This is a genomic window from Pusillimonas sp. (genome assembly GCF_044464525.1).
In the GTDB taxonomy this organism is placed as follows: Bacteria; Pseudomonadota; Gammaproteobacteria; order Burkholderiales; family Burkholderiaceae_B; genus Pusillimonas.
The window spans coordinates 86,491-111,473 of sequence record NZ_JBIQLE010000006.1 but is presented as its reverse complement, the minus strand read 5'-3'; the positions used below and the strand labels follow the sequence as shown (position 1 = coordinate 111,473).

Here is a 24,983-nt window from a genome sequence, read left to right as displayed (position 1 = left end):
ATATTCATACTATCGATAATCCATGTCTGCGATCAATACCCTATCGGCCTTGGCCAAAACAGACGCCCTGACAGGCAAGCGCGTCTTCATTCGTTCCGACCTCAACGTTCCGTTCAACGATGCCGGAGAAATTTCCGAAGATACGCGCATCCGTGCTTCGATTCCGGCCATTCGCATGGCGCTGGACGCGGGCGCGGCCGTAATGGTTACATCCCATCTGGGCCGGCCGGTCGAAGGCGCCCTGGCCGCCGGCGATAGCCTGGCGCCTGTTGCCGCGCGCATGACATCGCTGCTGGGCCAGCCCGTGCAATTGGTTCAAGACTGGGTTGAAGGCGTGCAGGTCGAGCCAGGCCAGGTCGTGCTGCTTGAAAATTGCCGCTGTAATGTCGGCGAAAAAAAGAATGACGAAACCCTGTCGCGCAAGATGGCTAAGTTGTGCGACGTGTACGTGAACGATGCCTTTGGCACTGCGCACCGCGCCCAGGCCACCACGCATGGCATTGCGCGGTTCGCTCCCATTGCATGCGCGGGCCCTTTGCTCGAGGCCGAGCTCGATGCGCTGGGCAGGGCGCTTAGCGACCCGAAGCGGCCCATGGTGGCCATTGTTGCGGGCTCCAAGGTGTCGACCAAGCTTTCAATATTGAAGTCGCTGGCCGATAAGGTGGACCAGCTTATCGTTGGCGGAGGCATAGCCAACACCTTCATGCTGGCCCAAGGGCTTTCCATCGGAAAATCGCTGGCTGAGCCCGAGCAGTTGCTGCAGGCGCACGAGGTGATCGAGATCATGAAGCAGCGCGGCGCCGAGGTACCCATCCCGGTCGACGTTGTTTGCGCCAAGTCGTTCGCTGCCGATGCCGCAGCCGCGGTCAAGCCGGCAAGCGAGGTGGCCGCCGATGACCTCATTCTGGATATTGGCCCCGAAACCTCGGCCATGCTGGCCGACCAGTTGCGCCAGGCCGGCACCATCGTCTGGAACGGCCCGGTGGGTGTTTTCGAATTCGACGCTTTTTCCGGCGGCACCGAGGCCATTGCTCGTGCCATCGCCGAATCCGAGGCGTTTTCCATTGCCGGCGGCGGTGACACGCTCGCCGCTATTTCCAAGTACGGCATCGCCGACAAGGTTGGCTATATCTCTACCGGCGGCGGCGCTTTCCTGGAATTCCTCGAAGGCAAGACTTTGCCTGCCGTCGAGATTCTTCAGCAGCGCGCCACCGCCTGAGCCGTGTTTACGCAGGAGGTTGATTCATGTCTACGAATGTGCGGCTGACTCGCCGCAATCCCGATGAGCTTCTGGTCGGCTTGGTGTCGGTGTCCGACCGCGCCTCTAGCGGCGCATACGAAGACCAAGGCATTCCCGCCCTGCAATCATGGTTGGACGATGCCTTGGTGGGCGCCAGTCAATATGCCGCCCGTCTTGTCGCCGACGATAGGCAAACCATTTCTGATACCATTATTGAACTGGTGGACGCAGTGGGCTGCGATCTGGTGCTGACCACCGGCGGCACCGGCCCCGCGCGGCGTGATGTCACCCCCGAGGCCACCCTTGATATCGCCACAAAGCCAATGCCCGGTTTTGGCGAGCAGATGCGTCAGATCAGCCTGCGCTTCGTGCCGACGGCGATACTTTCGCGACAGGTGGCGGTCATCCGGGAAACGGCCGGGCACGCCGCCCTGATCATCAACCTGCCGGGTCAGCCAAAAGCCATCAAAGAAACACTCGAAGGCCTGAAGGACGACGAGGGCCGTGTGGTTGTGGCGGGGATATTCGCCGCCGTGCCGTATTGCATTGACCTGATCGGCGGCCCGTATATTGAAACTCACGAGCATATCGTCAAGGCTTTCCGGCCCAAGTCTGCAGTGCGTGCGCCGCGTGCTTGATCGCAGTGCGCGCCGCTCAGCCGTGGCCGCTTGAGGCGGGGCTGGTTCCGCGCTATTTGGCCCAAGTGGGCTGAAAGCGCGGTTTTTCAATGTTTTTGGCGCGTTGTGCAGGGAAATGCCTTGCGCCCCATTCGGGTAAAATTGCGGTAATCCCCTTTATTCTTAGATTTTGGAGGTCTTGTCATGGCCCTAGTTTCCATGCGCCAGTTGCTTGATCATGCCGCCGAGAACGGCTACGGCATTCCGGCATTCAACGTCAACAATCTTGAGCAGGTCCAGGCCATCATGGAGGCCGCGCATGAAACCGACAGTCCGGTCATCATGCAGGCTTCGGCAGGCGCACGCAAATATGCCGGTGAAGGCTTCCTGAAGAAACTCATCCAGGCTGCGGTCGAAAGCTATCCGCACCTGCCGGTGGTCATGCACCAAGACCACGGGCAGTCGCCCGCAATCTGCAAAGGCGCGATCGATCTGGGCTTTACCAGCGTCATGATGGACGGCTCGCTTGAAGAAGACGGCAAGAGCATCGCCGACTACGAGTACAACGTCGATGTCACCAGGCAAGTTGTCGCAATGGCGCACAAGCTGGGCATTACCGTCGAAGGTGAACTGGGCTGCCTGGGCTCGCTTGAAACCATGATGGGCGACAAAGAAGACGGCCATGGCGCCGAAGGCACGCTTACCATAGAGCAGCTTCTTACCGACCCCGAGCAGGCTGTTGATTTCGTACGCCAAACCCAGCTTGACGCCTTGGCCATCGCCATCGGCACAAGCCACGGCGCCTACAAGTTCTCGCGCAAGCCCACTGGCGACATTCTTTCCACCTCGCGCATCAAAGAGATCCACGCCCGCCTGCCCAATACCCATTTGGTCATGCACGGCAGCTCCAGCGTGCCCCAAGAGCTTCTGGCCGAAATTCGCCAGTTCGGCGGCGACATGAAAGAAACCTACGGCGTGCCCGTTGAAGAAATTCAAGAGGCCATCAAGTTCGGCGTGCGCAAGGTCAACATCGACACCGACATCCGCCTTGCCATGACAGGCGCCATCCGTCGCTTCATGGCCGAAAACCCCTCAAAGTTCGACCCGCGCGAATACCTCAAGCCAGCGCGTTTGGCCGCCAAGCAAATCTGCCTTCAGCGCTACGAGCAGTTCGGCACGGCCGGCAACGCCGGCAAGATCAAGCCCATCGCGCTGGACGAAATGGCGCGCCGCTACGCCGCCGGCGAACTGGCCCAGGTGGTGCAGTAAATGACGGCATTGCATCAATCGCAGATCAGGTCGCTGCCCTTGCTGGCGCGCGGCAAGGTGCGCGATATGTATGCCGTGGGCGACGACAAGCTTCTCATCGTCGCCGCCGACCGCATTTCGGCCTTTGACGTCATTCTTGATGATCCTATTCCAGGCAAAGGCCAGGTGCTTACCGAACTTACTGCGTTCTGGCTTGGCAAGCTTGCCCATGTGCTGCCCAACCATGCTACGGGCATTGCCCCGGAAGACGTGGTGGCGGCCGACGAGCGCGACCAGGTCGCCGGCCGCGCCATGGTGGTCAAACGCCTCAAGCCCATCATGGTCGAGGCGGTGGCGCGGGGCTACCTCATCGGCTCGGGCTGGAAAGACTACCAAGCCTCGGGCCGGGTTTGTGGCATTACGCTGCCTGCCGGCCTGAAGCAGGCCGGCCGCCTGCCCGAACCGATCTTTACGCCTGCGGCCAAGGCCGAGGTTGGGGCTCATGATGAAAACGTCGATTTTGCCCACGTAGTGGCCGAGGTGGGCCAGGACATGGCGGAACAAATTCGCAACGTTACGTTGCGGCTTTATTCGGAAGCGTCCGCTTACGCCGCTGAAAAGGGCATCGTAATCGCCGACACCAAGTTCGAGTTCGGTCTTGATGCCGAAGGGGTGTTGCACCTTATGGACGAAGTGCTTACGCCGGACTCTTCACGTTTCTGGCCGGCCGACCAATACGCCGAAGGCATCAGCCCACCGTCTTTCGACAAGCAGTTCGTGCGCGACTGGCTTGAAGCCCAGCCGTGGGACAAAACCCCGCCCGCACCGCGCCTTCCGGCCGAAGTCATTGAAAAGACGGCCGCCAAGTATCGCGAGGCGGTCACCCGCCTAACCACTTGATTCTCGTGTTTCCTGGCTCGCTTGCCGGGCCTGCTAGCCGGTATTTTTATGAGCACATCCGCCGATACGTCTTCCGATGAGCATCCGCTTATCGGCATCATCATGGGCTCGTCCAGCGACTGGGACGTCATGAAGCACGCTGCGGCGATGCTGCAGGAATTCGGTGTGCCGCACGAAACCCGCGTCATCTCGGCGCATCGCATGCCCGGAGACATGGCACGCTATGGGGAGCAAGCTGCGGGACGCGGCCTGCGGGGCATCATCGCCGGCGCCGGTGGCGCAGCCCATTTGCCCGGCATGATGGCGGCCCTCACGCCGGTGCCGGTGTATGGCGTGCCCGTGCCTTCGCGCTATCTGCGCGGAGAAGATTCGCTGCTGTCCATTGTGCAGATGCCCAAGGGCGTGCCCGTCGCCACCTTCGCCATCGGCGAGGCCGGTGCGGCCAACGCGGCGCTACATGCCATTGCCTGCATGGCGGTTACCGAACCTGGCTTGCGCAGCAAGCTCGTTGCCTTCCGAGCCAGGCAGACCGAGGCCGCGCGCGCCATGGCGGTGCCGCCTCCAGCAGTCGACGGCCAGGCGGGTTGAGTCTGCGCGGCAATATTTCCAATCGCGTTCTACAGCAGCGTACATGGTACCTACAATATGAAGAAACCTTCCGACTCTTCCGTGATCGCGCCTGGCAACTGGCTCGGGATGCTGGGTGGCGGTCAGTTGGGCCGGATGTTCTGCCACGCCGCCCAAAGCTTGGGTTACAAGGTTGCCGTGCTGGATCCGGCCGCCGAATGCCCGGCCGGGGTCGTGGCCGACCTGCACATCCAGGCAGCCTACAATGACGCGCAAGCGCTCGACCGCCTGGCCGGTTTATGCGCTGCAGTAACTACCGAGTTCGAGAACGTACCTGCACAAAGCCTGGCGAAGCTTGCACAAAGCATTCGTGTCACCCCCGACTCGCGTGCGGTGGCCATTGCTCAAGACCGTATCGCTGAAAAAACCTTTCTCGTCGAGGCCGGCGTTCAGATTGCGCCTCATGTTGCCGTTATGCAGGCCGCTGATCTCGAACAGGCGGGGCATGGCCTGTTCCCCGGCATCTTGAAGTCAGCCCGATTGGGCTACGACGGCAAGGGGCAGGCACGCGTCGCCAACCGCGACGAGGCCCTTTCGGCCTGGCAGGCCATGGGCGGCGTGCCATGTGTGTTAGAGGCTTTCGTGCCGCTGGTTTCCGAAATTTCTGTTGTGGTGGCACGTGATGCCAACGGAGATGCCGTGGCCTATGCACCTTCCACCAACGAGCACCGAGACGGCATTCTGGCGGTATCGATGGTTGAGGCTTCCGATTCAGCCTCGGCGCGTAATTCCGGCCAGAAAGCCGAGCGTATCGCGCAAGATATTGCCCACGCTCTGGATTATGTCGGTGTGTTGTGCGTCGAGTTCTTTGTTCTTGAGGATGGCAGCCTGGTCGCCAACGAAATGGCGCCCCGGCCGCATAACAGCGGCCATTACACCATCGATGCATGCATCAGCAGCCAGTTCGAGCAGCAGGCCCGAGTCATGGCCGGACAGCCGCTGGGCGACCCCTCGTGCTTGTGCGCCACCGTCATGCTCAATATCCTGGGCGACGCATGGTTCGATGCTCAGGGTCGGCAGCGCGAGCCGGACTGGTCCCGCGTGTTGCGCGTGCGGGGCGCCAAGCTGCATCTCTATGGCAAAGCCGACGCTCGACGCGGTCGCAAGATGGGCCACGTCACCGTGCTGGGTGCTACGCTGGATGAAGCCCGCAAGGGCGCGCGCGATGTCGCCGACGCGCTGGAAATCGAATGGAAGCCATGATCCGGCGAGCGGCGCAGCGCCTGCTCGAAGGCGGTCTTGTCGCTTTTCCGACCGAAACTGTGTACGGGCTTGGCGCCGACGCCGAGAATGTCGAAGCCATCGCCCGCATCTATGCCGCCAAGGGGCGTCCGGCGAACCACCCGGTCATCGTGCATCTGCCGCCGGGTGCTGACATCGAGTACTGGGCGGCGCAGGTACCCCCGCAGGCCCGACTCTTGATCGATGCTTTCTGGCCCGGCCCACTGACCCTCATCCTGCCCAGGACAGAACATATTCCAGCCGCGGTGGCTGGCGGGCAGAGCAGCATCGGCCTGCGTTGTCCCGCCCACCCCGTCGCCCAAGACTTGCTGAAATCGTTCGCGAAATTAAAAGGGGGGCATGGCGGTGTGGCAGCGCCTTCCGCAAATCTGTTCGGGCAGGTGTCGCCTACTCAGGCCGATCATGTGCGAGCCGAATTCTCGAACATGTCCGATGATGACTTGCTGATTCTGGAAGGCGGAGCCTCGGAAGTGGGCATCGAGTCGACCATCGTGGATCTTTCACGCCTTGAGCAAGGCGTGGGCCCCGCCATTTTGCGCCCGGGTCATATCACTGCGGTTCAGATCGGCGAGGTCTTGGGCGTTTCCCCCGACACCCTCGTGCAGGCCCACAGCGGCAAGGACGCAAGCCGGCGCAAGAGCCTGGAGCCTGGCCGAGAAAATACGCCTGCCCAGGCACCGCGCGTTTCCGGCTCTCTGAAGGCGCATTACGCGCCCCGCACACCGCTGCAGGTATTGCCGCGCCACGAACTGCTAGCTCTGTTGAACGACGCCTCCGCCGCACAAAAGCCCCTGGCCTGTATCGTGTTCGAGCCGCTCGATGAGCTTGGCGCTGTTTTGCCGGGTGTCGAATGGTTCGTCGCGCAAGCAGAGCCTCACGCCTATGCCCGCGAGCTTTATGCCTTGCTGCGTCGTTTGGATCAAGGCGGCTACAGCCGATTGGTCTTTGAGCGACCGCCGGGCACGCCGGCCTGGCGTGCCATTAACGATCGCTTGGGTCGGGCGGCTGCCGCCTTTGACAGCTAAGGTGCCTAAACCCCCAAATACCGTGTAAGCAGCTCGTTCTGGCTGGACAAGGTGGCGCTATCGCGCTGCTCGACGACCTTGCCTTTTTCCAGCACGACGCAACGATCCGTGTGCGCCAGCACCTTGCGGTAGTTGCGGTCTACGATCAGCGTTGCCACGCCTGTTTCGCGGATGGATTCGATAATGCGCCAGATCTCGGCGATGATCAGCGGCGCCAGGCCTTCCGTGGCTTCGTCCAAGATGAGCACGTCGGGGTTGGTCATTAGCGCCCGGCCGATAGCCAGCATCTGCTGCTCGCCGCCAGAAAGCTGTTGACCCCCATGGCCCAGCCTTTCGGTCAGCCGGGGGAAGGTTTCCAATACGCGCTCGTAGGACCAGTCTTTGCGTCCCTTGTAGCCGGGGCGGGCGGCCACCAGCAGGTTTTCGCGCACGTCGAGGTTGGGGAAGATGCCCCGCCCTTCGGGTACATAGGCCACACCCAGGCGGGCCACCTGGTGCGGCTGGGTGCGGGTGTTGTCCCGGCCCCGGATCACGATTTTGCCCTGTGCCGGTGGAAGGTGGCCCATTACGGTGCGGATCAGCGTGGTTTTGCCCATGCCGTTGCGCCCCAGCAGCCCGATGGATTCGCCTGCCTCGATGCGCAGGTCGATGCCGTGCAGGACGTGGCTGGCGCCGTAGTATGTATGCAGCCCGGAGGCTTCGATCAGCGCGCTCATTCGTCGTCTCCGAGGTAGGCGGTTTGCACTAGTGGGTCGGCCTTGATGCTGACCGGGTCGCCATGCGCGATCACTGCGCCGTTGACCATTACCGTAATCTCGTCGGAGATGCGGAACACGGCATCCATGTCGTGCTCCACCAGAAGGATGGCGTGCTGGGCCTTGAGTGAATCCAGCAAATTGAGCATGCGGTCGGTTTCTTCGGAGCCCATGCCGGCCAACGGCTCGTCCAGCAACAGCACCGCAGGGTGCGTAGACAGGCTCATGGCGATTTCCAGTTGGCGCTTGCCCCCATGCGAGAGCAGCCCGGCCACCTGGCCGCTGAACTGTGACAGGCCCGCCAGTTCGAGCGCGCGGTCGGCGGCCTCGTTGCTTTGCTTGCAGCGGCTGGAAGGCAGCCAGCTCCAGAAGTGCTGGTGATTGGCCTGGGCTGTCAGGCGGCAGTTTTCGTGCACGGTCAGGGACGGGAAAATCGTGGTGCGCTGATAGCTGCGCCCCATGCCGGCGCGGGCACGCTTGGGCTGCGGCCAGGCGGTGATGTTTTCCTGGTTCATGAAGATGGCGCCTTCGTTGGGCGCCAATTCGCCCGACAGCACGCTGACGAGGGTGGATTTGCCGGCGCCGTTGGTGCCGATTACCGCGTGCACGGCGCCGCGCTTGAGCTCGAGCGAGACGTTGTCGATGGCCGTCAGGCCGCCGAAGCGGCGTGTGATGTTCTTGGCCGATAATAAAGTTTGCGTCATGGTGCTGCCTTTACTGGGCCGAAGCCGGCAAGATGGACTTGGCGCGACGGCGGTTGCGCAGTTGTTCGGGAAGCCCTGCCAGGCCTTGGGGCAGGACGGCGACCAGGGCGATGATGGCCAGGCCGAAGGTCAGGTGCCAGCGGCTGGCAAAATCGCCAAACAGTGCGTGCGATTGGAACACCTCTTGCAACAGCGTAAGCGCGATGGCGCCCAGGATGGCTCCCCACAGGCGGCCCATGCCGCCCAGGATGACCATCAGCAGCACCAGGCCCGATTGCTCCCAGGCCAATAGTTCGGGGTTGACGTAGCCGTCTTTGGCCGCGTACAAGAACCCCGCCACCCCGGCCAGGCCGCAGCCGATGATGTAGGCCGTAAGCTTGTACTTGAAGGTGGAAAACCCGGCCGCGCGCATGCGCTGTTCGTTCACGCGGATGCCGGTGAGCGCGGCGCCAAAGCGCGAGCGCATCAGCAGCGACAGGAACAGCCAGGTCAGCAGCAGGCAGGCCAGCGTGAACACATAGAACACGAACTGATTGTCGATATTCAGCACGACCCAGTCGCCCAAACGGATTTCAGGACGGAAATACAGATAAATACCGTCGGTGCCGCCGCCTAGCGCGGTATCGTGGAACACGTAATAGGCCATCTGCGCGAACGCCAGGGTGACCATGATGAAATAAACGCCCTTGGTGCGCAGCGCCAGCGCGCCGGTGGCGGCCGCATAGACCATGGCGGCCAGCACGGCGCCGGGCAGCAGCCACAGCATATTGCCCGCGCCCGACTCGGGCGACAGCAGGGTGACGAAGTAGGCGGCAATGCCGAAGAAGGCTGAATGGCCCAGGCTGACCAGGCCCGTGCCGCCGACCAGCAACTGAAGGCTTAGCGCGAACAGGGCGTAGATCATGATCTTGATGATCAGGCTCAGATAGTAGGTGGAGGCGAACGAGGGCAAGGACAGCACCACCGCCACCAGCACCAGCAACAAAATGGCACGAAGAACGAAACGCATGCGTGGGTCTGCCTTGATTAATGTTTGAAGAGCCCTTCGGGCTTGAACAGGAGAATGGCGGCCATCAACAGGTACACCATGACGCCGGCGGCGGCCGGGAAGAACACCTGCCCGAACGTATCGACGAAGCCCACCAGCATGGCGGCCAGAAAGGCGCCCTTGATGGAGCCGATGCCGCCAATGACCACCACCACGAAGCAGATGATAATGACCGCATTGCCCATGCCCGGATACACCGAGGAGACGGGTGCGGCGATGGCCCCGGCAAAAGCGGCCAGTGCAACGCCGATGGCGAACACGATGCGGAACAGCCGGTTGATGTCGATGCCCAGCGAATTGATCATTTCGCGGTTGCTGGCGCCGGCGCGGATCATCATGCCCAGGCGAGTTCGGGTAAGCACCCAGAACATCAGCAGCCCGACCACAATACACATCGCCGAGATGAACAGCCGGTAGACCGGGTAGGTCATGACGTTGCCCAATTGGACGGACCCGGCCAGCCAGGACGGCACCGGCACGCCGTGCACGTCGTTGCCCACGATCATGCTGCGAAGCTCTTCAAAGACCAGGATGAGCCCGTAGGTCATGAGCACTTGCTGCAAGTGATCGCGCGAGTACAGATAGCTATAAAAGGCCCATTCGAGAAAATAGCCCAGCAAGGTGGCCAGCAGCACGCACACCAGCACGGTCACGACGAAGCCGCCGCCCAGGTACTGCGCCACCAGGGGCTGCATGGCAAAGGCCATATAGGCCCCGATCATGTAGAAGGCGCCATGGGCAAGGTTGATGATGCCCATGATGCCGAAAATAAGGGTCAGGCCGCTGGCGACCAGGAAAAGCAGCAAGCCGTATTGCACGGCGTTAAGGCACTGGATCAGGAAGATGGCCGGGTCCACGAGGATTCCTTTGATTCAACGGAACATCCGGTACGCGTGACGGGCGCGCGTACCGGATGGATACGGATTTACAGCTTGCAGCCGCGAGCTGGGTCGGCCAGATTTTCGACGGCGACCTTCACGACTTTGTTTTCGTCGCCTTCGACTTTACGCAGGTACATGTCCTGCACGGGGTTGCCCGCCGCCGACAAGGTGAACTCGCCGCGTGGGCTGTCGATCTTGGCTGTGCGGATCGCATCGCGCATGGCGTCCTTCTTGCTGACATCGCCATCGACCGCCTTCAGGCCGGCGTCGAGCATCTGAGCAGCGTCATAGCCCTGCACAGCGTAGACATCGGGCGGAAGCTGCGGGAAGCTCTTGATGTAGTTCTCGCGGAACGCATTGTCGCGCGGGGTATCAAGACCATCCGCGTAGTGCAGCGTGGTCAGCAGGCCTTGGGCCGAATCGCCTTGGGCATCGAGCGTGCCGTCGGTGAGGAAGCCGGCGCCCAGCAGCGGGATGGAGTTTTTCAGTCCAGCCGCGGCGTAATCTTGCGTGAACTTGACAGCGCCGCCACCTGCGAAGAAGGTATAGACCGCGTCAGGCTTGATGGAAGCGATTTCGGTCAGCAGAGGCTGAAACTCGACGTTGGGGAAGGGTAGCGTCAAGTGGCGTACGACCTTGCCGCCGGCTTTTTCAAACGACTCTTTGAAGCCATCGGTGGACTCTTTGCCTGCCGCGTAGTTCCAGGAAATGGTGACGGCTGTTTTATGGCCTTCTTCGGCGGCGACCGAACCCATGGCGAAGCCGGGTTGCCAGTTCGAGAACGAAGAACGGAACACATTCTTGCTGCACAGCGGGCCCGTAATGGCGTCGGCGCCGGCGTTAGGAATGATGAGCGTCGTGTCGGAGTCGTTCGCAGCCTTGGCCAGAGCCATGGCGACGCCCGAGTGGACCGTGCCAATCAGGACGTCGACTTGGTCGCGCTTGATCAGGCGGTTGGCGTTTTCGGGGCCCTTCGAAGGGTTGGACTCGTCGTCGACCTTGAAGTACTGGACTTCTTGGCCGGCCAGCTTGCCGCCTTGTTCGTCCACGTACATCTTGAAGCCGTTTTCGATGGCTTCGCCCAGTTTGGCGTACGTGCCGCTATAGGGAAGCATGAAGCCGACCTTGACGGCGGCGAAGGCGCTGCCTGCGCTGAATGCGAGCAATGTTGCCAAGGCAGTGCGGGTGAGGGTTTTTTTCATTGCCTACTCCTGTTTTTATGAAAAAAATAACTTCGGGGATGCGCAAACGAGCGCGTTTCAGACAAGATCGCGAATGAAGTTCGCGACCTCGTTAATGACTGTTTCTGGCTGGTCTTTGTGGGGGGAATGGCGGCAGCGCTCAATGATACAGAGCTTTGCATGTGTTGCAATCCGTTTAATCCCTTGTATTTGCTCTAGTGTTCCGTACTCATCGTCGACGCCCTGAATCGCCAGGATGGGGCAGCGAATCTTATCCAGGTAAGACTCGATATTCCATTGACGGAATTCGGGTTTCAGCCAGATATCGTTCCAGCCCCAGAAAGTAGAGTCCGGGTCATCGTGATAGCGTGCAAGACGTTGCGGCAGATCGGTGTGCAGATACGCGTCGCGTGCCTTTTCGATGCTCTCGATGGAAATATCTTCAACGAATATATGGGGCGCCGCCACCGCGATGGCCCGGACCGAATCGGGATACATGGCTGCGTAAAGCAGTGCAATCGAGCCGCCGTCGCTATGACCGAACAAGATGGGTTTTTCGTTTTGCAAACCCAAGGCTTTGAACAAAGCGGGCAGGGCTTCGCGAGCCTGGTCATGCATGTATTCGACCGGCCATTTTTCATCATGCGGTCGAGGCGTGCTGGAACCGTAAGCATAGCGCGAGAAAACGAGGCCGCGGCAGCCGGTTGCCTCACAAAGCTGTGCCGGCCAATCTTTCCACATAGATGCCGAGCCCAGACCTTCGTGCAGGAAGACGATGAGATCGGCATCCTTTTTTTCGGGTGAGATCAGGTAATACTCGATCTGCATCTGGCGACCCAGCGACTGTATCGTTGCCAGGCCCGCCTCTTGAGTGGAAGCGACGTCGCGCATGTTAGTGGTTCTCCTGCTCACGCAAGCGGAAACGCTGGATCTTGCCTGTGGCGGTCTTGGGCAATTCGTCTACGAAATGGATGGTGCGCGGATACTTGAACGGCGCAAGTTGGCCTTTGACGAAGGCTTGCAACTCTTGCTGGATGCCGTCGCCGGCCGCATTGCCGGAGCGCAGCACGACGAAGGCCGTGGTCTTGACCAGCCCCTGCCCGTCGGTGGCGCCGATAACCGCGGCTTCGAGCACCGCGGTGTGCTGGATAAGGATGTTTTCAACCTCGATGGGGGAAACATACTGGCCGCTGACCTTGATCATGTCGTCACTGCGGCCTGAGTAAGTGTAGTAGCCGTCTTCGTCGCAGACGTATTTGTCTCCGCTCTTGGTCCATTCTCCGAGGAAGGTTGAACAGCTTTTCTGGCGGTTGTTCCAGTACATGAGCGCGGAGCTTGGACCCTTGATGTAAAGGTCGCCGATGGTGCCGCGCGGCACCAGATTGCCTTCGTCGTCGCGCAGCTCTACCTCGTAGCCCGGAACGGGCTTGCCGGTTGTGCCGTAACGCAGATCGTTCTGGCTGTTCGACAAAAAGATGTGCAGCATTTCGGTGGAGCCGATACCGTCAAGGATCTGGCAGCCGAATTGTTGGGTGAAGCGCTGGCCCAGGTCGCTGGGCAAGGCCTCGCCTGCCGAGGCGCAGACGCGGATCGCCACCTCTTCTTTCGAAGGCATGCCCTCGTAGGCCAGCATGCTGGCGTAAAGGGTGGGTACGCCACAGAACACTGTGGGTTTGTTCTCGACCAGGCGTTTGTAAACGGCGGCAGGAGTGGGGCGCTCGTCCATCAATACCACCGTGGCGCCGACCGACAGCGGGAATGTCAGGCCGTTGCCCAGCCCATAGGCAAAGAACAGCTTTGCCGCCGAGAACACGATGTCGTCCTCGCGCACACCAAGCACCGGCTTGCCATAAAGTTCGGCCGTATACCAGAGGTTACAGTGGCTGTGGACCACGCCCTTGGGCTGGCCGGTAGAGCCCGACGAGTAGAGCCAGAAAGCGATTTCGTCAGCTTTGGTCTGCACGGCAGGCACTTCGGGCGCGGCTTGCAAGCGGCTTTCAAGTTCGATGAGGCCTTCCGCCAGTTCTCCCTCGGGGCGGGCCACAACTATGTGCTTCACATCGTGGTTCGCGCTGGACATGGCCTCTTGAATGGTGGGAACCAATTGCGGCGAGACGAACACCGCCTGGCAGCGACTGTGCTCCATCATGTAGGCATAGTCGGCCGGGGTCAGCAAGGTATTGACCGCCACGGGCACGACGCCCGCGTGCAGGGCGCCCAGGAACACCACCGGCCAATCGTTGATGTCGTTCATGGAAAGCAAGATGCGCTCTTCACGCCGAATGTCCAGTTGCTGGAGCAGGCCGGCAAACTTGGCCACGCGCCTGGCCAATTCGCCATATGACAGCTCGCCCTGGCTGTCGATATAGGCCGTCTTGCCGGCACGGCCCGCGTTGAGCTCGGCGATATATTGAGCGAAGTTGAGTTCTGCGGGGCAGGCGTGCATCAGTGTCTCCAGATCTTGCGGACGGACCGTACTGCGGTCCCGGGGTGTTATGTGTTCAAGTGCTGTGGCGGTTTTTCAGGAAGAAATCAGTGCTTGGCAGTCAGGCGGGCCAGTACATCGGGCGCAGCTTGAACGGCTGCCAGGCGGTGATAAAACGCCAAGGCTCGCAAACCGCCAAGCTCTTGGCCGCCGCCGGCCCGGCCCGGACCGCCGTGGTTGGATTGGGGCATGGCGTTGCCGTGACCCGTTTGTACCTTGGCAACCTCGCTGTTTATGACGTGCACCCGGCCGTGGCTTTCGGCCAGCCTCAATGCGGCCTGGGCGAGAAAATCAGCATCCTCGCCATAGACGGACGCTACCAAGGAACCCATGCCGCGGCGCGCCAATTCGTAGGCATGCTCGACATCGCGGTAAGGCATGAGAGTGGCTACAGGCCCGAACACTTCGGTTTCGTGGACCAAGGCCTGGCCATCGGGGTCGCGAGTGCCGAAAAGCATTGGCGGCACGCAAGCGTGGTCCGGCGCATCGGCCAGCACGGTGCTTTGGCTGCGGCCATCGAAGAGAACATCGCAGTGCTCGGCAAGCAATTCGATTCCGTCGATTACGGCTTTCTTTTGTGTGGCGCTGACCAGGCTGCCCATGCGCACCGACTCGTTGCGCGGATCGCCCACGGTAATGGTTTGCAGTTTGTCTGCAATGGCCTTGGCGACGGCATCGTAACTGGCTTCGGGTACGAAAATGCGCCGGATGGCCGTGCACTTCTGACCTGATTTGATGGTGAGCTCGCGGACCACTTCTCGCACCAGCAGGTCGGCGCCGGCGGCTGCGGGGTCAAGGACGGCGCAGTTCACGCTGTCGGTTTCGGCATTGAAGCGCACTCCGTCGTGCTGGATGCGGGGATGCTGGCGCAACAAGGCGGCGGTGTCGGCCGAGCCGGTGAAAGACACCAGATCGAGCCCGTTCAAGGCGTCAATCATTCCTTCCGGTCGCCCGCACACGATGTTCAGGCTGCCTTCGGGCAATATGTCTGCTTCGATGACGTCTTTGATCATTTCGTGCGTGAGCCATGCCGTGGCGGTGGCCGGCTTGACGACGATGGGCACGCCTGACAGCAGGGCCGGCGCGGCTTTTTCCCACAGGCCCCAGGCCGGGAAGTTGAATGCATTGATTAGCAGGGCCACGCCGCGCACGGGCACTTCGATATGCTGGCTGGCGAAGGCATTGTCTTTAGCCAGCGAGCTGCTGTCGCCGTCAAGGTGTACCTGGCCGTCGGTAAGCTTGGAACCGAGCTTGGCGTAGTAGCCCAGCGTATAGATGCTGCCATCCACGTCAACGGCTGTGTCGTTCTTGACTGTGCCGGAGTTTTGCAGCGATATGTCGTAGTACTTGTCGCGATTGGCTTGAAGCACCTGGGCGATTTGGGCCAGCAGGGCGGCGCGTTCGGCATATGTATGTTTGCGCAAGCCGGCTCCGCCTTGGCGGCGGGCAAAATCGTAGGTTGCGGCCATGTCCACGCCTTTGGCGCAGACTACAGCCAGTGCTGTGCCAAGTACGGGGTCGTGCAGCGCCGTGCCCTCGCCGGAGCCTTCCTGCCAGCGGCCTTGAACGTAATTAGGTAGTTTTTTCATAAGTATCCATTGCGGTGGTGGGCGGGTGAGCGATACCCGCCGAAAAGGCGGCTGAACTCAGGCAACCCGGCGCAGCCGGCTTAGTTCTTCGTGAACTCGATCTTGCCTTCGGGCAACAGATAGAGAACCATGGCGCGCCCCTGTGTAACAGTGGGGCTATGAGCGGTATCTGGACCATATACCAGCCAACCCTGCGAATGTCCGTCGAAACGGGCGTCGTTCGAAACCGGCATGATGAGGTCGATTTCACCATTGGGGTGGCTATGATGGGGGCCGGCAAGATTTTCCATGTCGACAACGTCAACGGAATAGCCGTTGAGCTCGGCTGCGGGCTTGATGACGCGCCCATAGCGCACGCCACCGCCTTCATATTGGCACATCCAGCCTTCCTGTGCCGCGGTTCTACAGGTCTCTACAATACGTTGGCATATTTCGCCGTCGTAGGGAAATTGTTGATTCAGTTTCTCTTGAAGGGTTTTGTCGAGGGCCTGGGCGCCGATAAAATCTGTTACTTGGCGGATAAGCCCTCGAAATGTCTCAATGTTGCTCATGATGCATCCTTCTGGGGTTGGTCTGCGGCGTACGGCGTGGCTAAATTACCGTGGGCGTGACCAATATGCTTGTCAGGCTGAAAATTATGCCTTTTCTTCTGCATTGTCAAGCACTATAATGCATATCAACGGCTTTCTAAGGGTTTTTCTGGGTGAAGAATACAGCACAAGCTAAAAAGGTCGGTGTAACGGCCAACACGGAGACAGTGCGTGATGCCTACCTGGTTGCAATGGGCGAACGCGTCCGACGTTTGCGGGCCAGGCGCGGCATGACGCGCAAAGAACTGGCCCGGGCGGCGTCGGTGTCGGAACGCCATTTGGCGAATCTCGAGCATGGCGTCGGCAACGTATCCATTCTGGTTCTGCAAAGCATTTCCAAGGCTTTCAACTGCGCGTTGGCGGAATTGGTCGGCGATGTCACCACCGCCACGCCCGAATGGCTGCTTATCCGCGAGTTGCTCGAGGGGCGTACTGAACAAGAGCTTCAGCTTGCCCGGCAAACCTTGTCCGGGCTTTTTGCGGGCCAGCCCGAAAGGGCTCCTCGCAACCGCTTGCGCCAAATTGCGATGATGGGCCTGCGAGGCGCCGGAAAATCCACATTGGGGCGCATGTTGGCTGCGGATATCGGCTATCCTTTCATTGAGCTCAGCTCTGAAATCGAGCGCGTGGCCGGCTGCGGTATTCTTGAAATCCACAGTTTGTATGGCGCCACCGCCTACCGGCGCTACGAGCGTCGCGCTCTCGAAGAGGCGCTTCAGCTTTACCCCGACATGGTCCTGGCCACGCCGGGGGGGCTGGTGTCCGAGCCTTCAACCATGAACCTGATGCTGGCGCATTGCTATAGCGTATGGGTCAAGGCTACCCCGGAAGACCACATGGCCCGGGTCATGGCGCAAGGCGATTTCCGCCCCATGGCGGGCAACAACGAAGCCATGGCCGATCTCAAAAGCATTCTTGCCAGCCGCGAGGCTTTTTATTCAAAGGCAGATTTCATCTGCTCGACCAGCAATCAATCGCTTTCCGACTCCTTCGAGATATTACGCACGCATATTCGGGAAGCCGCAGGCCTGCCATTAACGGCTGCGTAACTCCCATGCATTTTCATGCATGTTTTTGTTGACGAGAAACTTCGATTGCATTATTATGCATCAACCTTTCACAGATGCAGTAATGTTCGGGCTTCAAATAATCAGGAGATATCGATGAATCAAGTCGCAACCCCCGCGGTCGAGCAAGCCGCCGCAAGCCGAGTCGACTTCCGTACCGACCCTAGTCAGTACAAACACTGGAAGCTGGCTTTCGAAGGCGAAGTCGCCACCCTCACCATGGACGTATCCGAAGAGGGCGGTCTGCGTCCCGGCTACAAGCTCAAGCTCAACTCTTACGACCTGGGTGTCGACATCGAGCTGCACGATGCACTGCAGCGCATTCGTTTCGAGCATCCTGAAGTCCGTACTGTGGTGGTCACCAGCGCCAAAGACCGTATTTTTTGCTCGGGCGCCAATATTTTCATGCTGGGGCTGTCGTCTCACGCCTGGAAGGTCAACTTCTGCAAATTCACCAACGAAACCCGAAACGGCATTGAAGATTCCAGCCGCCACAGCGGCCTGAAGTTCGTCGCGGCCCTGAACGGCGCTTGTGCGGGCGGCGGCTACGAGCTGGCGCTGGCATGTGATGAAATCCTGCTGGTCGACGACCGCTCTTCGTCGGTATCGCTGCCCGAGGTTCCCCTGCTGGGCGTGCTGCCCGGCACCGGCGGCCTTACTCGCGTCACCGACAAGCGCAAGGTGCGTCACGATCGCGCCGATATTTTCTGCACCCTGGTCGAGGGCATCCGCGGCCAGCGCGCCAAAGACTGGCGCCTGGTCGACGATGTCATCAAGCCCGCCCAGTTTGCCGAAGGCGTGCAGAAGCGCGCCGCCGAACTGGCCGCCGGCAGCGACCGGCCCGCAGACGCCAAAGGCGTCGAGCTTACGCCCTTGCAGCGTACCGATTCCGAGAACGGCCTGGCATACAAATATGTCGAAGTTCAAATCGACCGCCAGAAGCGTATTGCCAACCTGGTGGTACGCGGCCCCGAATCCGTGCCCGCCGACATTGAGGCCATTGTGTCCGAGGGTGTGTCGTGGTGGCCTTTGCAGCTGGCTCGCGAACTCGACGACGCCATTTTGCAACTGCGCACCAATGAACTCGACATTGGCACCTGGGTCATCCGCACTCAGGGCGACGTTGCCAAGGTGCTCGAGGCCGACGCCACGCTCGAGCAATTCGCCGATCACTGGTTCGTGCGTGAAACCCGCGGCATGCTGCGTCGCACGCTGGCCCGCCTGGACGTCACCTCGCGCTCGCTGTTCGCGCTGATCGAGCCCGGCTCCTGCTTCGCCGGCACCCTGCTCGAACTGGCCCTGGCTTGCGATCGCAGCTATATGCTTGACGAGCCTGATCAGCCAACAGAAATCGCCGTCAATGCGCTCAACATGGGCGTTTACCCCATGGTAAACGGCCAAAGCCGCATGGCGCGCCGCTTCTACGACGAAGAGCCCGCCATTAGCGCCGTGTCGGCCACCATCGGCAAGCGTGTCAGCGCTGCCGAAGCCGAAGAGCTTGGCCTGATCACCTACGCGCTCGACGACCTTGACTGGGACGACGAAATCCGCATCGCCCTCGAGGAACGGGCCGCGCTGTCGCCCGACTCGCTTACCGGCCTTGAAGCCAACCTGCGTTTCTGCGAAGTCGAGAGCATGGAAACCCGCATCTTCGGCCGCCTGTCCGCGTGGCAGAACTGGATTTTCTATCGCCCCAACGCCTCGGGCGACAAGGGTGCCCTCAAGCTGTACGGCAAGGGCGAGAAAGCCAACTTCGATTGGAACCGCGTGTAAGCGCACGATAAACAGAGCTATTTAGGAGCAAGACATGTCTGGTATCAACTATTCCGAGAAGATTCCCAACAACGTTAATCTGTCCAGCGACCGTACGCTTCAGCGCGCGCTGGAGCACTGGCAGCCCAACTACCTGCAATGGTGGCAAGATATGGGCCCCGAAGCCTCCCAGAACATGGATGTTTATCTGCGCACGGCTGTCAGCGTGCAGCCCGACGGCTGGGCGCACTTTGACTACGTCAAGATGCCCGACTACCGCTGGGGTATTTTCCTGACCCCGCAAGACGGCCAGCGCAAGGTCCATTTCGGCGAGCATATCGGCGAAGACGTCTGGCAAGAGGCTCCCGGCGAGCACCGTGCCAACCTGCGTCGCATCATCGTTACCCAGGGCGATACCGAACCCGCGTCCGTCGAGCAGCAGCGTCACCTGGGCCTGACAGCCCCCTCGATGTACGACCTGCGCAACCTGTTCCAGGTCAACGTCGAAGAAGGCCGTCATTTGTGGGCCATGGTTTATCTGCTGCACCGCTATTTCGGCCGCGATGGCCGCGAAGAGGCGGATGCCCTGTTGCAGCGCAACTCGGGCAGCGAAGACAGCCCCCGCATCCTGGGCGCTTTCAACGAGAAGACCCCCGACTGGCTGGCCTTCTACATGTTTACCTACTTTACCGACCGCGACGGCAAGTTCCAGCTCAGCGCATTGTCCGAGTCGAACTTCGACCCGCTGGCCCGCACGACCAAGTTCATGCTGACCGAAGAAGCGCACCACATGTTCGTGGGTGAATCGGGTGTTTCGCGCGTGCTGCAGCGTACGGCCCAGGTAATGAACGAGCTCAAGACCGAAGACCCCGAAGCACTGCGCAAAGCGGGCGTCATCGATCTGCCCACCATCCAGCGCTACATCAACTTCCACTACAGCGTCACAATCGACCTGTTCGGCGCCGACCAGTCGTCCAACGCCGCCATCTTCTACAGCTCGGGTCTCAAGGGCCGCTACGAAGAAAGCAAGCGCACCGACGATCACCAGCTCAAGAACGACACCTACCGCATCCTCGACGTTCAAAACGGCGAGCTGCGCGAAATCGAAGTTCCCATGCTCAACGCACTTAACGAAGTGCTGCGCGACGACTTCATCAAGGACACGGTGGCGGGCGTGGGCCGTTGGAACAAAGTGCTCGAGAAGCAGGGCATCAACTTCCGCCTGACGGTGCCTCACAAGGCGTTCAACCGCAAGATCGGCACGCTCGCCGGCATTCGCGTCTCGCCAGAAGGCCAGGTGCTTACCGAAGAGCAGTGGAAGAACCACGAAAACGAGTGGCTACCCAGCCCTGAAGATCGCGAATTCGTGGCTTCGCTGATGGGTCGAGTGGTCGAGCCCGGCAAATTCGCCAACTGGATCGCGCCCCCGGTCATGGGTATTAACCGCCAGCCCATCAACTTCGAGTATGTGCGCTTCAACTAAACTTGTATCGTCCTGTTGAACAGGACTTCCGCCGGCCGGCGCATTATGCGCCGTCCGGCGGGCCTTCCAGTGGTCGGGCCTGCCTGAAGTGGCGACTCTGGCGATACGGAGACCTAGAATGACAGTCGAAACCCAAAATCGCGTTATCAAACAACACCTGATCGATCCAGAGATCTGCATCCGTTGCAACACGTGTGAAGAAACCTGCCCGATCGATGCCATTAGCCACGACTCCAACAACTATGTCGTGGACGTCGATATCTGCAATAGCTGCATGGCTTGCGTGCCGCCCTGTCCCACCGGCGCCATCGACAACTGGCTGCGCGTCTTGTCCTCCGAGGCTTACTCGCTTGAAGAACAGTTCAGCTGGAACGAACTTCCGGCCGAGCAAGAGCTGCCCGCAGACGTGGTCGAGGCTCCTGCAGCCGTCGGCGATGCCGCTGCGGCGCCCGACGTGTTGACGCCCGCCGAAGACGACGTAAGCTCTGAGCTTGAGGGGGTGCCTTCCACGGCTTCGGGCGCAAGCATACCGCCCTGGTCGGCGGCCCATCCCTACATCAATCTTTACACGCACAAGAATGCGGCGACCGCCACCGTGGCGGGCAACTACCGCCTTACTGACGCAGACACCGACAACGACATTCACCACATCGTGCTCGATTTTGGCGAACTGCCTTTCCCGGTGCTCGAGGGCCAGTCGATCGCCGTGTTCCCTCCCGGAGCCGACGAGAACGGTCGAGCCTATCATGCTCGACAGTATTCCATCGCCAGCCCGCGCGACGGCGAACGCCCCAACTACAATAATCTTTCCTTGACGGTAAAGCGCGTCACATCGGATTACGACGGTAACCCTGTCACGGGCGTTGCTTCCAATTACCTGTGCGATCTAAAAAAAGGCGATAAGGTCCAGGTGATCGGCCCGTTCGGCAACACTTTCCTGATGCCCAACTTGCCGCACTCGAACTTGATCATGATCTGCACCGGCACGGGTTCCGCGCCCATGCGGGCCATGACCGAGCGTTGCCGCCGGCTTACCAAGAACAAGGCCTTTAATGGTAAGCTGATGCTCTTTTTTGGCGCACGAACCGAGCGTGAGTTGCCGTACTTTGGCCCGCTCATGAACTTGCCCAAAGATTTTATCGACATCAATTTGGCATTGTCTCGAGCAACAGACAAGCCCAAGCGTTATGTGCAAGACCTGATCCGCGAGCGCGCCGCCGAGGTCCTCGAGCTTATCGATGACAGCAACACGTGCATCTACGTTTGCGGCCTCAAGGGGATGGAAACCGGTGTGCTCGATGCCCTTAAAGACGCAGTCGAAGGGGCGGGGCGCAACTGGGACGAGGTCCATGCACAGCTCAGATCGCAAGGGAGGCTGCATTTCGAGACTTACTGACCAATTTCTGGACTGAATCATGAAATTTAGTGAGTTTCGAAATGGCATGGTCATTCACCACGGGCCGGCGGTAATCACTGAGCAGGAAATGCTCGATTACGCCAAGCTTTATGACCCCCAATGGTTTCACACCGACCCGGTCAAGGCCAAAGAGGGCCGCTGGGGCGGGTTGATCGCCAGCGGCTGGCAGACCTGTGGCTTGGCCATGCGCATGGTGTTCGAGAGCGTCTTGCACGATTCCGAATCTTTCGGTTCGCCGGGTGTGGAGCGCGTGCGCTGGATGTTGCCCGTGCGCCCCGACGACGCGCTGCGGCTTGAAATCACCGTCGACTCGGTACGGGTGTCATCTTCGCGCGAAGACCTTGGCATCGTGCGCTGGACGTGGCGTTTGTTCAATCAGCGTGACGAGCAGGTTCTCGAGCTTGAAGTGACCAGCCTGTTCGACCTGGCGGTCGGCCAGTCGTCCTGATTCCGTCGGCGGTCTTGAGCCGCTCTGGCAAATCAAGCGCCTTCGGGCGCTTTTTTGTTTGCATCGCCCAATGGCCCAAGTGCGCTAGAATCGCAAGGCCGGCGCATTTGGCATTGGAGCCGGGGGTTTGAGCGGGAGGGATCGATGACTCCGCAGAAAATGTTGACGATAGAAAGGGCCTTGTTGGAAGGTGTTTTGTCCGACGAGGCCTGGAACGATGCCTTGATGCTGGTGGCAGGCCAGGTTGGAGCCTCTTATGTTTGCGTGACGTCGCAGAACGAGCTGACCAAGCGCCTCGATATCCTGGAGCCCATCAAGCTGCCGCAAAGCGCCATCGAGACCTATGTCAATGAGTTCCAGGCGCTCAACCCGACCAATCTGCTAAAGACCATGCCCACAGAAGGCGGGCAGTACCTGGACTGGGTGGAATTGGGCCATCGTTTCATCGAGCGCAGTCCTTATTACCAGGATTTTCTCAAGTCCTACGGCCTGGGCCACATCATGGCGCATTGCGTGGGTACGTTCGGAACGCAGAGCTGCAACCTCTCTTTGCATAGGCTGGCGGGTGAAGCCGCTTTCGACGCCGGGCAGGCCGCAAGCTTGTCGGCCTTGCATGGCGCTTTGAACCGCAGCTATGCATTGCGCCATCAGTTGCACAGTCTTAAACGGGAGCAAGCCTGGCAGCGGAGGGCGCTGAATGCGCTGAGCTTCCCGGTGATGATCGTCGATGAGGCGTGCGCCGTCCTGCAGGCCAATCGCGCCGCCGAAGCCTGGTTGTCTGAACCGACATGTCCGTTGTCCGTCAAGGACACGGGTTCCGCCCGACAGGCGTTGCTGCATATCGTCCGGCAGGCTCTAGGCGAGTCGGGCGAGCCACCGCGCTTGGCTTCGGTGCGCTTGTCGTTCAATGCGCCCCAAGCGGGCACTACCTGCGTGGCGATCCCTTTGGGTGAAGGCGACGAAGAAACACCGGCCGAACGCTATGACGCCGCGCTGCTGATGGTCTGGCCGGCTCGGCCCAAGGCCCCGGCACTGCAACTCTTGCGGGAAGTATTCGGCCTTAGCCTCGCGGAAGCGCGCGTGGCGGAAATGTTGGCTCAAGGCCATACTCCGCAAAAGATCGCGGAACTGAGGTCGGTCGGAGAGTCCACGGTGCGCTCGCATATCAAATCCATTTTCCACAAGACACATGTGGGCCGGCAGTACGACCTTGCGCGTTTGCTGACAGAGCTTGCCGTGGTGGAAGGGCGGGCGGACTGAGCCTCGTCCAGGCGCCAATTCATCACCGGGCGCGGCCAACAACACCAGGCGGTTTTTCCCCAATTTTGGGGAGGAAAGGCGCAAGCCCAATTCGTAATATGTCCCCTTCGAAGCCTCTGGCGCAAGGCGGTGCCATCATCGCGGCGGCGCAGGCTGGTTGTGGTTGAAGTAAAAAAACAGGGGAAAAGCATGGGGATTACACATAAATTTCAACCTTTGGCGTTGGCGCTTGCTGTTTCGGTCTTGCTTTCGGCGTGTGGCGGTGGAGGCGGAGACGATGAATCGTCCAACCCCGGCCCGCCGCCTCAAGCCTCCGAGCCGGTGGCGGGCGTGCTGTCCTCGCTGCTGTGCAATAGCATTGCCGCCCGGAAGCTTATATATGTCGACGATACGAACCCGCTGTCATCGCCATTGACGGAAACCGGCGAACAGTGCCGTCAAGCGCAAGGTAGCGCCTATGCGGCGATTGTTGATCTGGTCTTGTTCGACAAGGACGGCGCACCGGTGGATTTCGTTCCCGATGCTACGTCGTTCACGCAAGACACCGTCGCGGGTGTGCAGCCCTTCCTCAGCTTCGCAGGTTCCACCAAGATCACCTCGCCAGGGAAGGCAGGCGCCTATTCGGCATTCCTGGCCTTCGACCAGAGCGGCAGCATCTCCGGCACGGATCCCACCAATCAGCGCATTGAGGCCGGCACGCTTTTCCTGCAAAAGAACACTGCGCCGGATGAGACCGCACTGGGGTTTTTTCCAGGCTCCAGTGGCGGGCTGAGCTATCTTGGCTCGTCGCCGCAGGATATGTTCTCGTCCGATACCGGTGAGCAAGCCGAGTTTCTAAAGTCGTTGGCGGGCAAGCAAAATGGCGGTACTCCGCTATATGACGCCTTGGCCAACGCGATTTACGCTACTGAACGGCACTCTCGACGCCCAAATAAAGCCGTAGTCGCGTTCTCGGACGGGAAAGACACTGACAGCAAGCGTACTATCGATAATGTCATTTCCGCCGCCAACAGCGCGGGCATGCCCTTGCACATGTTTGCCCTGGCGGGGGCCGACCAGGACTTTGCCGTCATGCAACGGCTGGCGACCGAAACCGGCGGCGCCATGCTGTACGCGTCATCCGCGCAACAATTGATGGCCGCTTACGGCAGCCTGGGCAATCTGTTGCGCGGAAACATCCCCATTTATCGCCTGGTGATAGGAAATCGCGGCGTCGTGCAGGCCGAGTCTCTGTGTAAAGACCTCCCCGGCGGTGAGTTGCGCACGTGCAATCAGCCTTTCACCATCACGGCCCATACACCGGCCGGAGATATTCCGGTGATGGTCAACTTCACCGTAACCGTCAGGCGTTAGCGCAGGCAGTGATCGCAACAGTCTGCTTGCTGCCTGGCAGACACCCAAAAAAAGCCCGGGCAAAAAAGCCC

Annotated in this window: 23 protein-coding genes; 14 read left to right on the top strand and 9 right to left on the bottom strand. The window is 60.4% G+C overall.

Annotated elements, in window-relative coordinates; all coding sequences use genetic code 11:
- The first annotated feature begins 22 nt into the window (after positions 1 to 22).
- From ACIY1O_RS05315 to ACIY1O_RS05285, 7 genes are all read left to right on the top strand, one after another.
- Positions 23 to 1,219, top strand: coding sequence for a phosphoglycerate kinase (locus ACIY1O_RS05315; protein WP_397474046.1), 1,197 nt, complete (start codon positions 23 to 25; stop codon positions 1,217 to 1,219).
- A gap of 26 nt (positions 1,220 to 1,245) precedes the next feature.
- Positions 1,246 to 1,878: a molybdopterin adenylyltransferase gene (gene mog, locus ACIY1O_RS05310; protein ID WP_397474045.1), complete on the top strand. Its 633-nt coding sequence runs from the start codon at positions 1,246 to 1,248 to the stop codon at positions 1,876 to 1,878.
- 183 nt (positions 1,879 to 2,061) lie between these two features.
- On the top strand, positions 2,062 to 3,126 hold the full coding sequence (gene fba, locus ACIY1O_RS05305; protein ID WP_397474044.1) for a class II fructose-bisphosphate aldolase: 1,065 nt from the start codon (positions 2,062 to 2,064) through the stop codon (positions 3,124 to 3,126).
- Entirely contained in the window at positions 3,127 to 4,005 is an 879-nt protein-coding gene (locus tag ACIY1O_RS05300) for a phosphoribosylaminoimidazolesuccinocarboxamide synthase (RefSeq protein ID WP_397474043.1), read from the top strand.
- Between the two features lie 48 nt (positions 4,006 to 4,053).
- Positions 4,054 to 4,593: a 5-(carboxyamino)imidazole ribonucleotide mutase gene (purE, locus tag ACIY1O_RS05295; RefSeq protein ID WP_397474042.1), complete on the top strand. Its 540-nt coding sequence runs from the start codon at positions 4,054 to 4,056 to the stop codon at positions 4,591 to 4,593.
- A gap of 57 nt (positions 4,594 to 4,650) precedes the next feature.
- A complete protein-coding gene (locus tag ACIY1O_RS05290; protein WP_397474041.1) occupies positions 4,651 to 5,835 on the top strand; it encodes a 5-(carboxyamino)imidazole ribonucleotide synthase in 1,185 nt (394 codons plus the stop codon).
- Entirely contained in the window at positions 5,823 to 6,899 is a 1,077-nt protein-coding gene (locus tag ACIY1O_RS05285; RefSeq protein WP_397474040.1) for an L-threonylcarbamoyladenylate synthase, read from the top strand. The genes ACIY1O_RS05290 and ACIY1O_RS05285 overlap by 13 nt, the downstream gene beginning before the upstream one ends.
- A gap of 5 nt (positions 6,900 to 6,904) precedes the next feature.
- Here ACIY1O_RS05285 and ACIY1O_RS05280 read toward each other — a convergent pair whose 3' ends face one another.
- The 9 genes from ACIY1O_RS05280 to ACIY1O_RS05240 form a co-directional block, all read right to left on the bottom strand.
- Entirely contained in the window at positions 6,905 to 7,615 is a 711-nt protein-coding gene (locus ACIY1O_RS05280) for an ABC transporter ATP-binding protein (RefSeq protein ID WP_397474039.1), read from the bottom strand.
- Complete coding sequence (locus ACIY1O_RS05275; protein WP_397474038.1) at positions 7,612 to 8,358, bottom strand: ABC transporter ATP-binding protein; 747 nt, start codon at positions 8,356 to 8,358, stop codon at positions 7,612 to 7,614. Before ACIY1O_RS05275 ends, ACIY1O_RS05280 begins: the two co-directional genes overlap by 4 nt.
- A gap of 10 nt (positions 8,359 to 8,368) precedes the next feature.
- Entirely contained in the window at positions 8,369 to 9,367 is a 999-nt protein-coding gene (locus tag ACIY1O_RS05270; protein ID WP_397474037.1) for a branched-chain amino acid ABC transporter permease, read from the bottom strand.
- Between the two features lie 17 nt (positions 9,368 to 9,384).
- Positions 9,385 to 10,263: a branched-chain amino acid ABC transporter permease gene (locus tag ACIY1O_RS05265; protein WP_397474036.1), complete on the bottom strand. Its 879-nt coding sequence runs from the start codon at positions 10,261 to 10,263 to the stop codon at positions 9,385 to 9,387.
- A 68-nt stretch (positions 10,264 to 10,331) separates the two neighbouring features.
- Positions 10,332 to 11,489, bottom strand: coding sequence for an ABC transporter substrate-binding protein (locus ACIY1O_RS05260; protein WP_397474035.1), 1,158 nt, complete (start codon positions 11,487 to 11,489; stop codon positions 10,332 to 10,334).
- A 57-nt stretch (positions 11,490 to 11,546) separates the two neighbouring features.
- A complete protein-coding gene (locus ACIY1O_RS05255; RefSeq protein ID WP_397474034.1) occupies positions 11,547 to 12,359 on the bottom strand; it encodes an alpha/beta fold hydrolase in 813 nt (270 codons plus the stop codon).
- A gap of 1 nt (position 12,360) precedes the next feature.
- On the bottom strand, positions 12,361 to 13,914 hold the full coding sequence (locus ACIY1O_RS05250) for a benzoate-CoA ligase family protein (RefSeq protein ID WP_397474033.1): 1,554 nt from the start codon (positions 13,912 to 13,914) through the stop codon (positions 12,361 to 12,363).
- 86 nt (positions 13,915 to 14,000) lie between these two features.
- Entirely contained in the window at positions 14,001 to 15,542 is a 1,542-nt protein-coding gene (locus ACIY1O_RS05245; protein ID WP_397474032.1) for a 3,4-dehydroadipyl-CoA semialdehyde dehydrogenase, read from the bottom strand.
- 80 nt (positions 15,543 to 15,622) lie between these two features.
- Positions 15,623 to 16,093 carry a 4-hydroxylaminobenzoate lyase gene (locus ACIY1O_RS05240; protein WP_397474031.1) on the bottom strand — a complete coding sequence of 157 codons (471 nt, stop codon included), beginning with the start codon at positions 16,091 to 16,093 and terminating at the stop codon, positions 15,623 to 15,625.
- A 152-nt stretch (positions 16,094 to 16,245) separates the two neighbouring features.
- On the opposite strand from ACIY1O_RS05240, the gene ACIY1O_RS05235 reads away from it, so the two are divergent.
- From ACIY1O_RS05235 to ACIY1O_RS05205, 7 genes are all read left to right on the top strand, one after another.
- Positions 16,246 to 17,181 carry a helix-turn-helix transcriptional regulator gene (locus ACIY1O_RS05235; protein ID WP_397474030.1) on the top strand — a complete coding sequence of 312 codons (936 nt, stop codon included), beginning with the start codon at positions 16,246 to 16,248 and terminating at the stop codon, positions 17,179 to 17,181.
- A 114-nt stretch (positions 17,182 to 17,295) separates the two neighbouring features.
- The gene (gene boxC, locus ACIY1O_RS05230) at positions 17,296 to 18,972 is read left to right on the top strand and encodes a 2,3-epoxybenzoyl-CoA dihydrolase (protein ID WP_397474029.1); all 1,677 of its coding nucleotides are present in this window, start codon (positions 17,296 to 17,298) and stop codon (positions 18,970 to 18,972) included.
- Between the two features lie 34 nt (positions 18,973 to 19,006).
- The gene (gene boxB / locus ACIY1O_RS05225; protein WP_397474028.1) at positions 19,007 to 20,434 is read left to right on the top strand and encodes a benzoyl-CoA 2,3-epoxidase subunit BoxB; all 1,428 of its coding nucleotides are present in this window, start codon (positions 19,007 to 19,009) and stop codon (positions 20,432 to 20,434) included.
- A 118-nt stretch (positions 20,435 to 20,552) separates the two neighbouring features.
- Positions 20,553 to 21,830, top strand: a complete 1,278-nt coding sequence (gene boxA, locus ACIY1O_RS05220) for a benzoyl-CoA 2,3-epoxidase subunit BoxA (protein ID WP_397474027.1) — start codon at positions 20,553 to 20,555, stop codon at positions 21,828 to 21,830.
- Between the two features lie 19 nt (positions 21,831 to 21,849).
- Positions 21,850 to 22,299, top strand: coding sequence for a MaoC family dehydratase (locus ACIY1O_RS05215; RefSeq protein WP_397474026.1), 450 nt, complete (start codon positions 21,850 to 21,852; stop codon positions 22,297 to 22,299).
- 144 nt (positions 22,300 to 22,443) lie between these two features.
- A complete protein-coding gene (locus ACIY1O_RS05210; protein WP_397474025.1) occupies positions 22,444 to 23,559 on the top strand; it encodes a helix-turn-helix transcriptional regulator in 1,116 nt (371 codons plus the stop codon).
- Positions 23,560 to 23,748: 189 nt separating this feature from the next.
- Complete coding sequence (locus ACIY1O_RS05205; protein WP_397474024.1) at positions 23,749 to 24,912, top strand: vWA domain-containing protein; 1,164 nt, start codon at positions 23,749 to 23,751, stop codon at positions 24,910 to 24,912.
- The last annotated feature ends 71 nt before the right edge of the window (positions 24,913 to 24,983 follow it).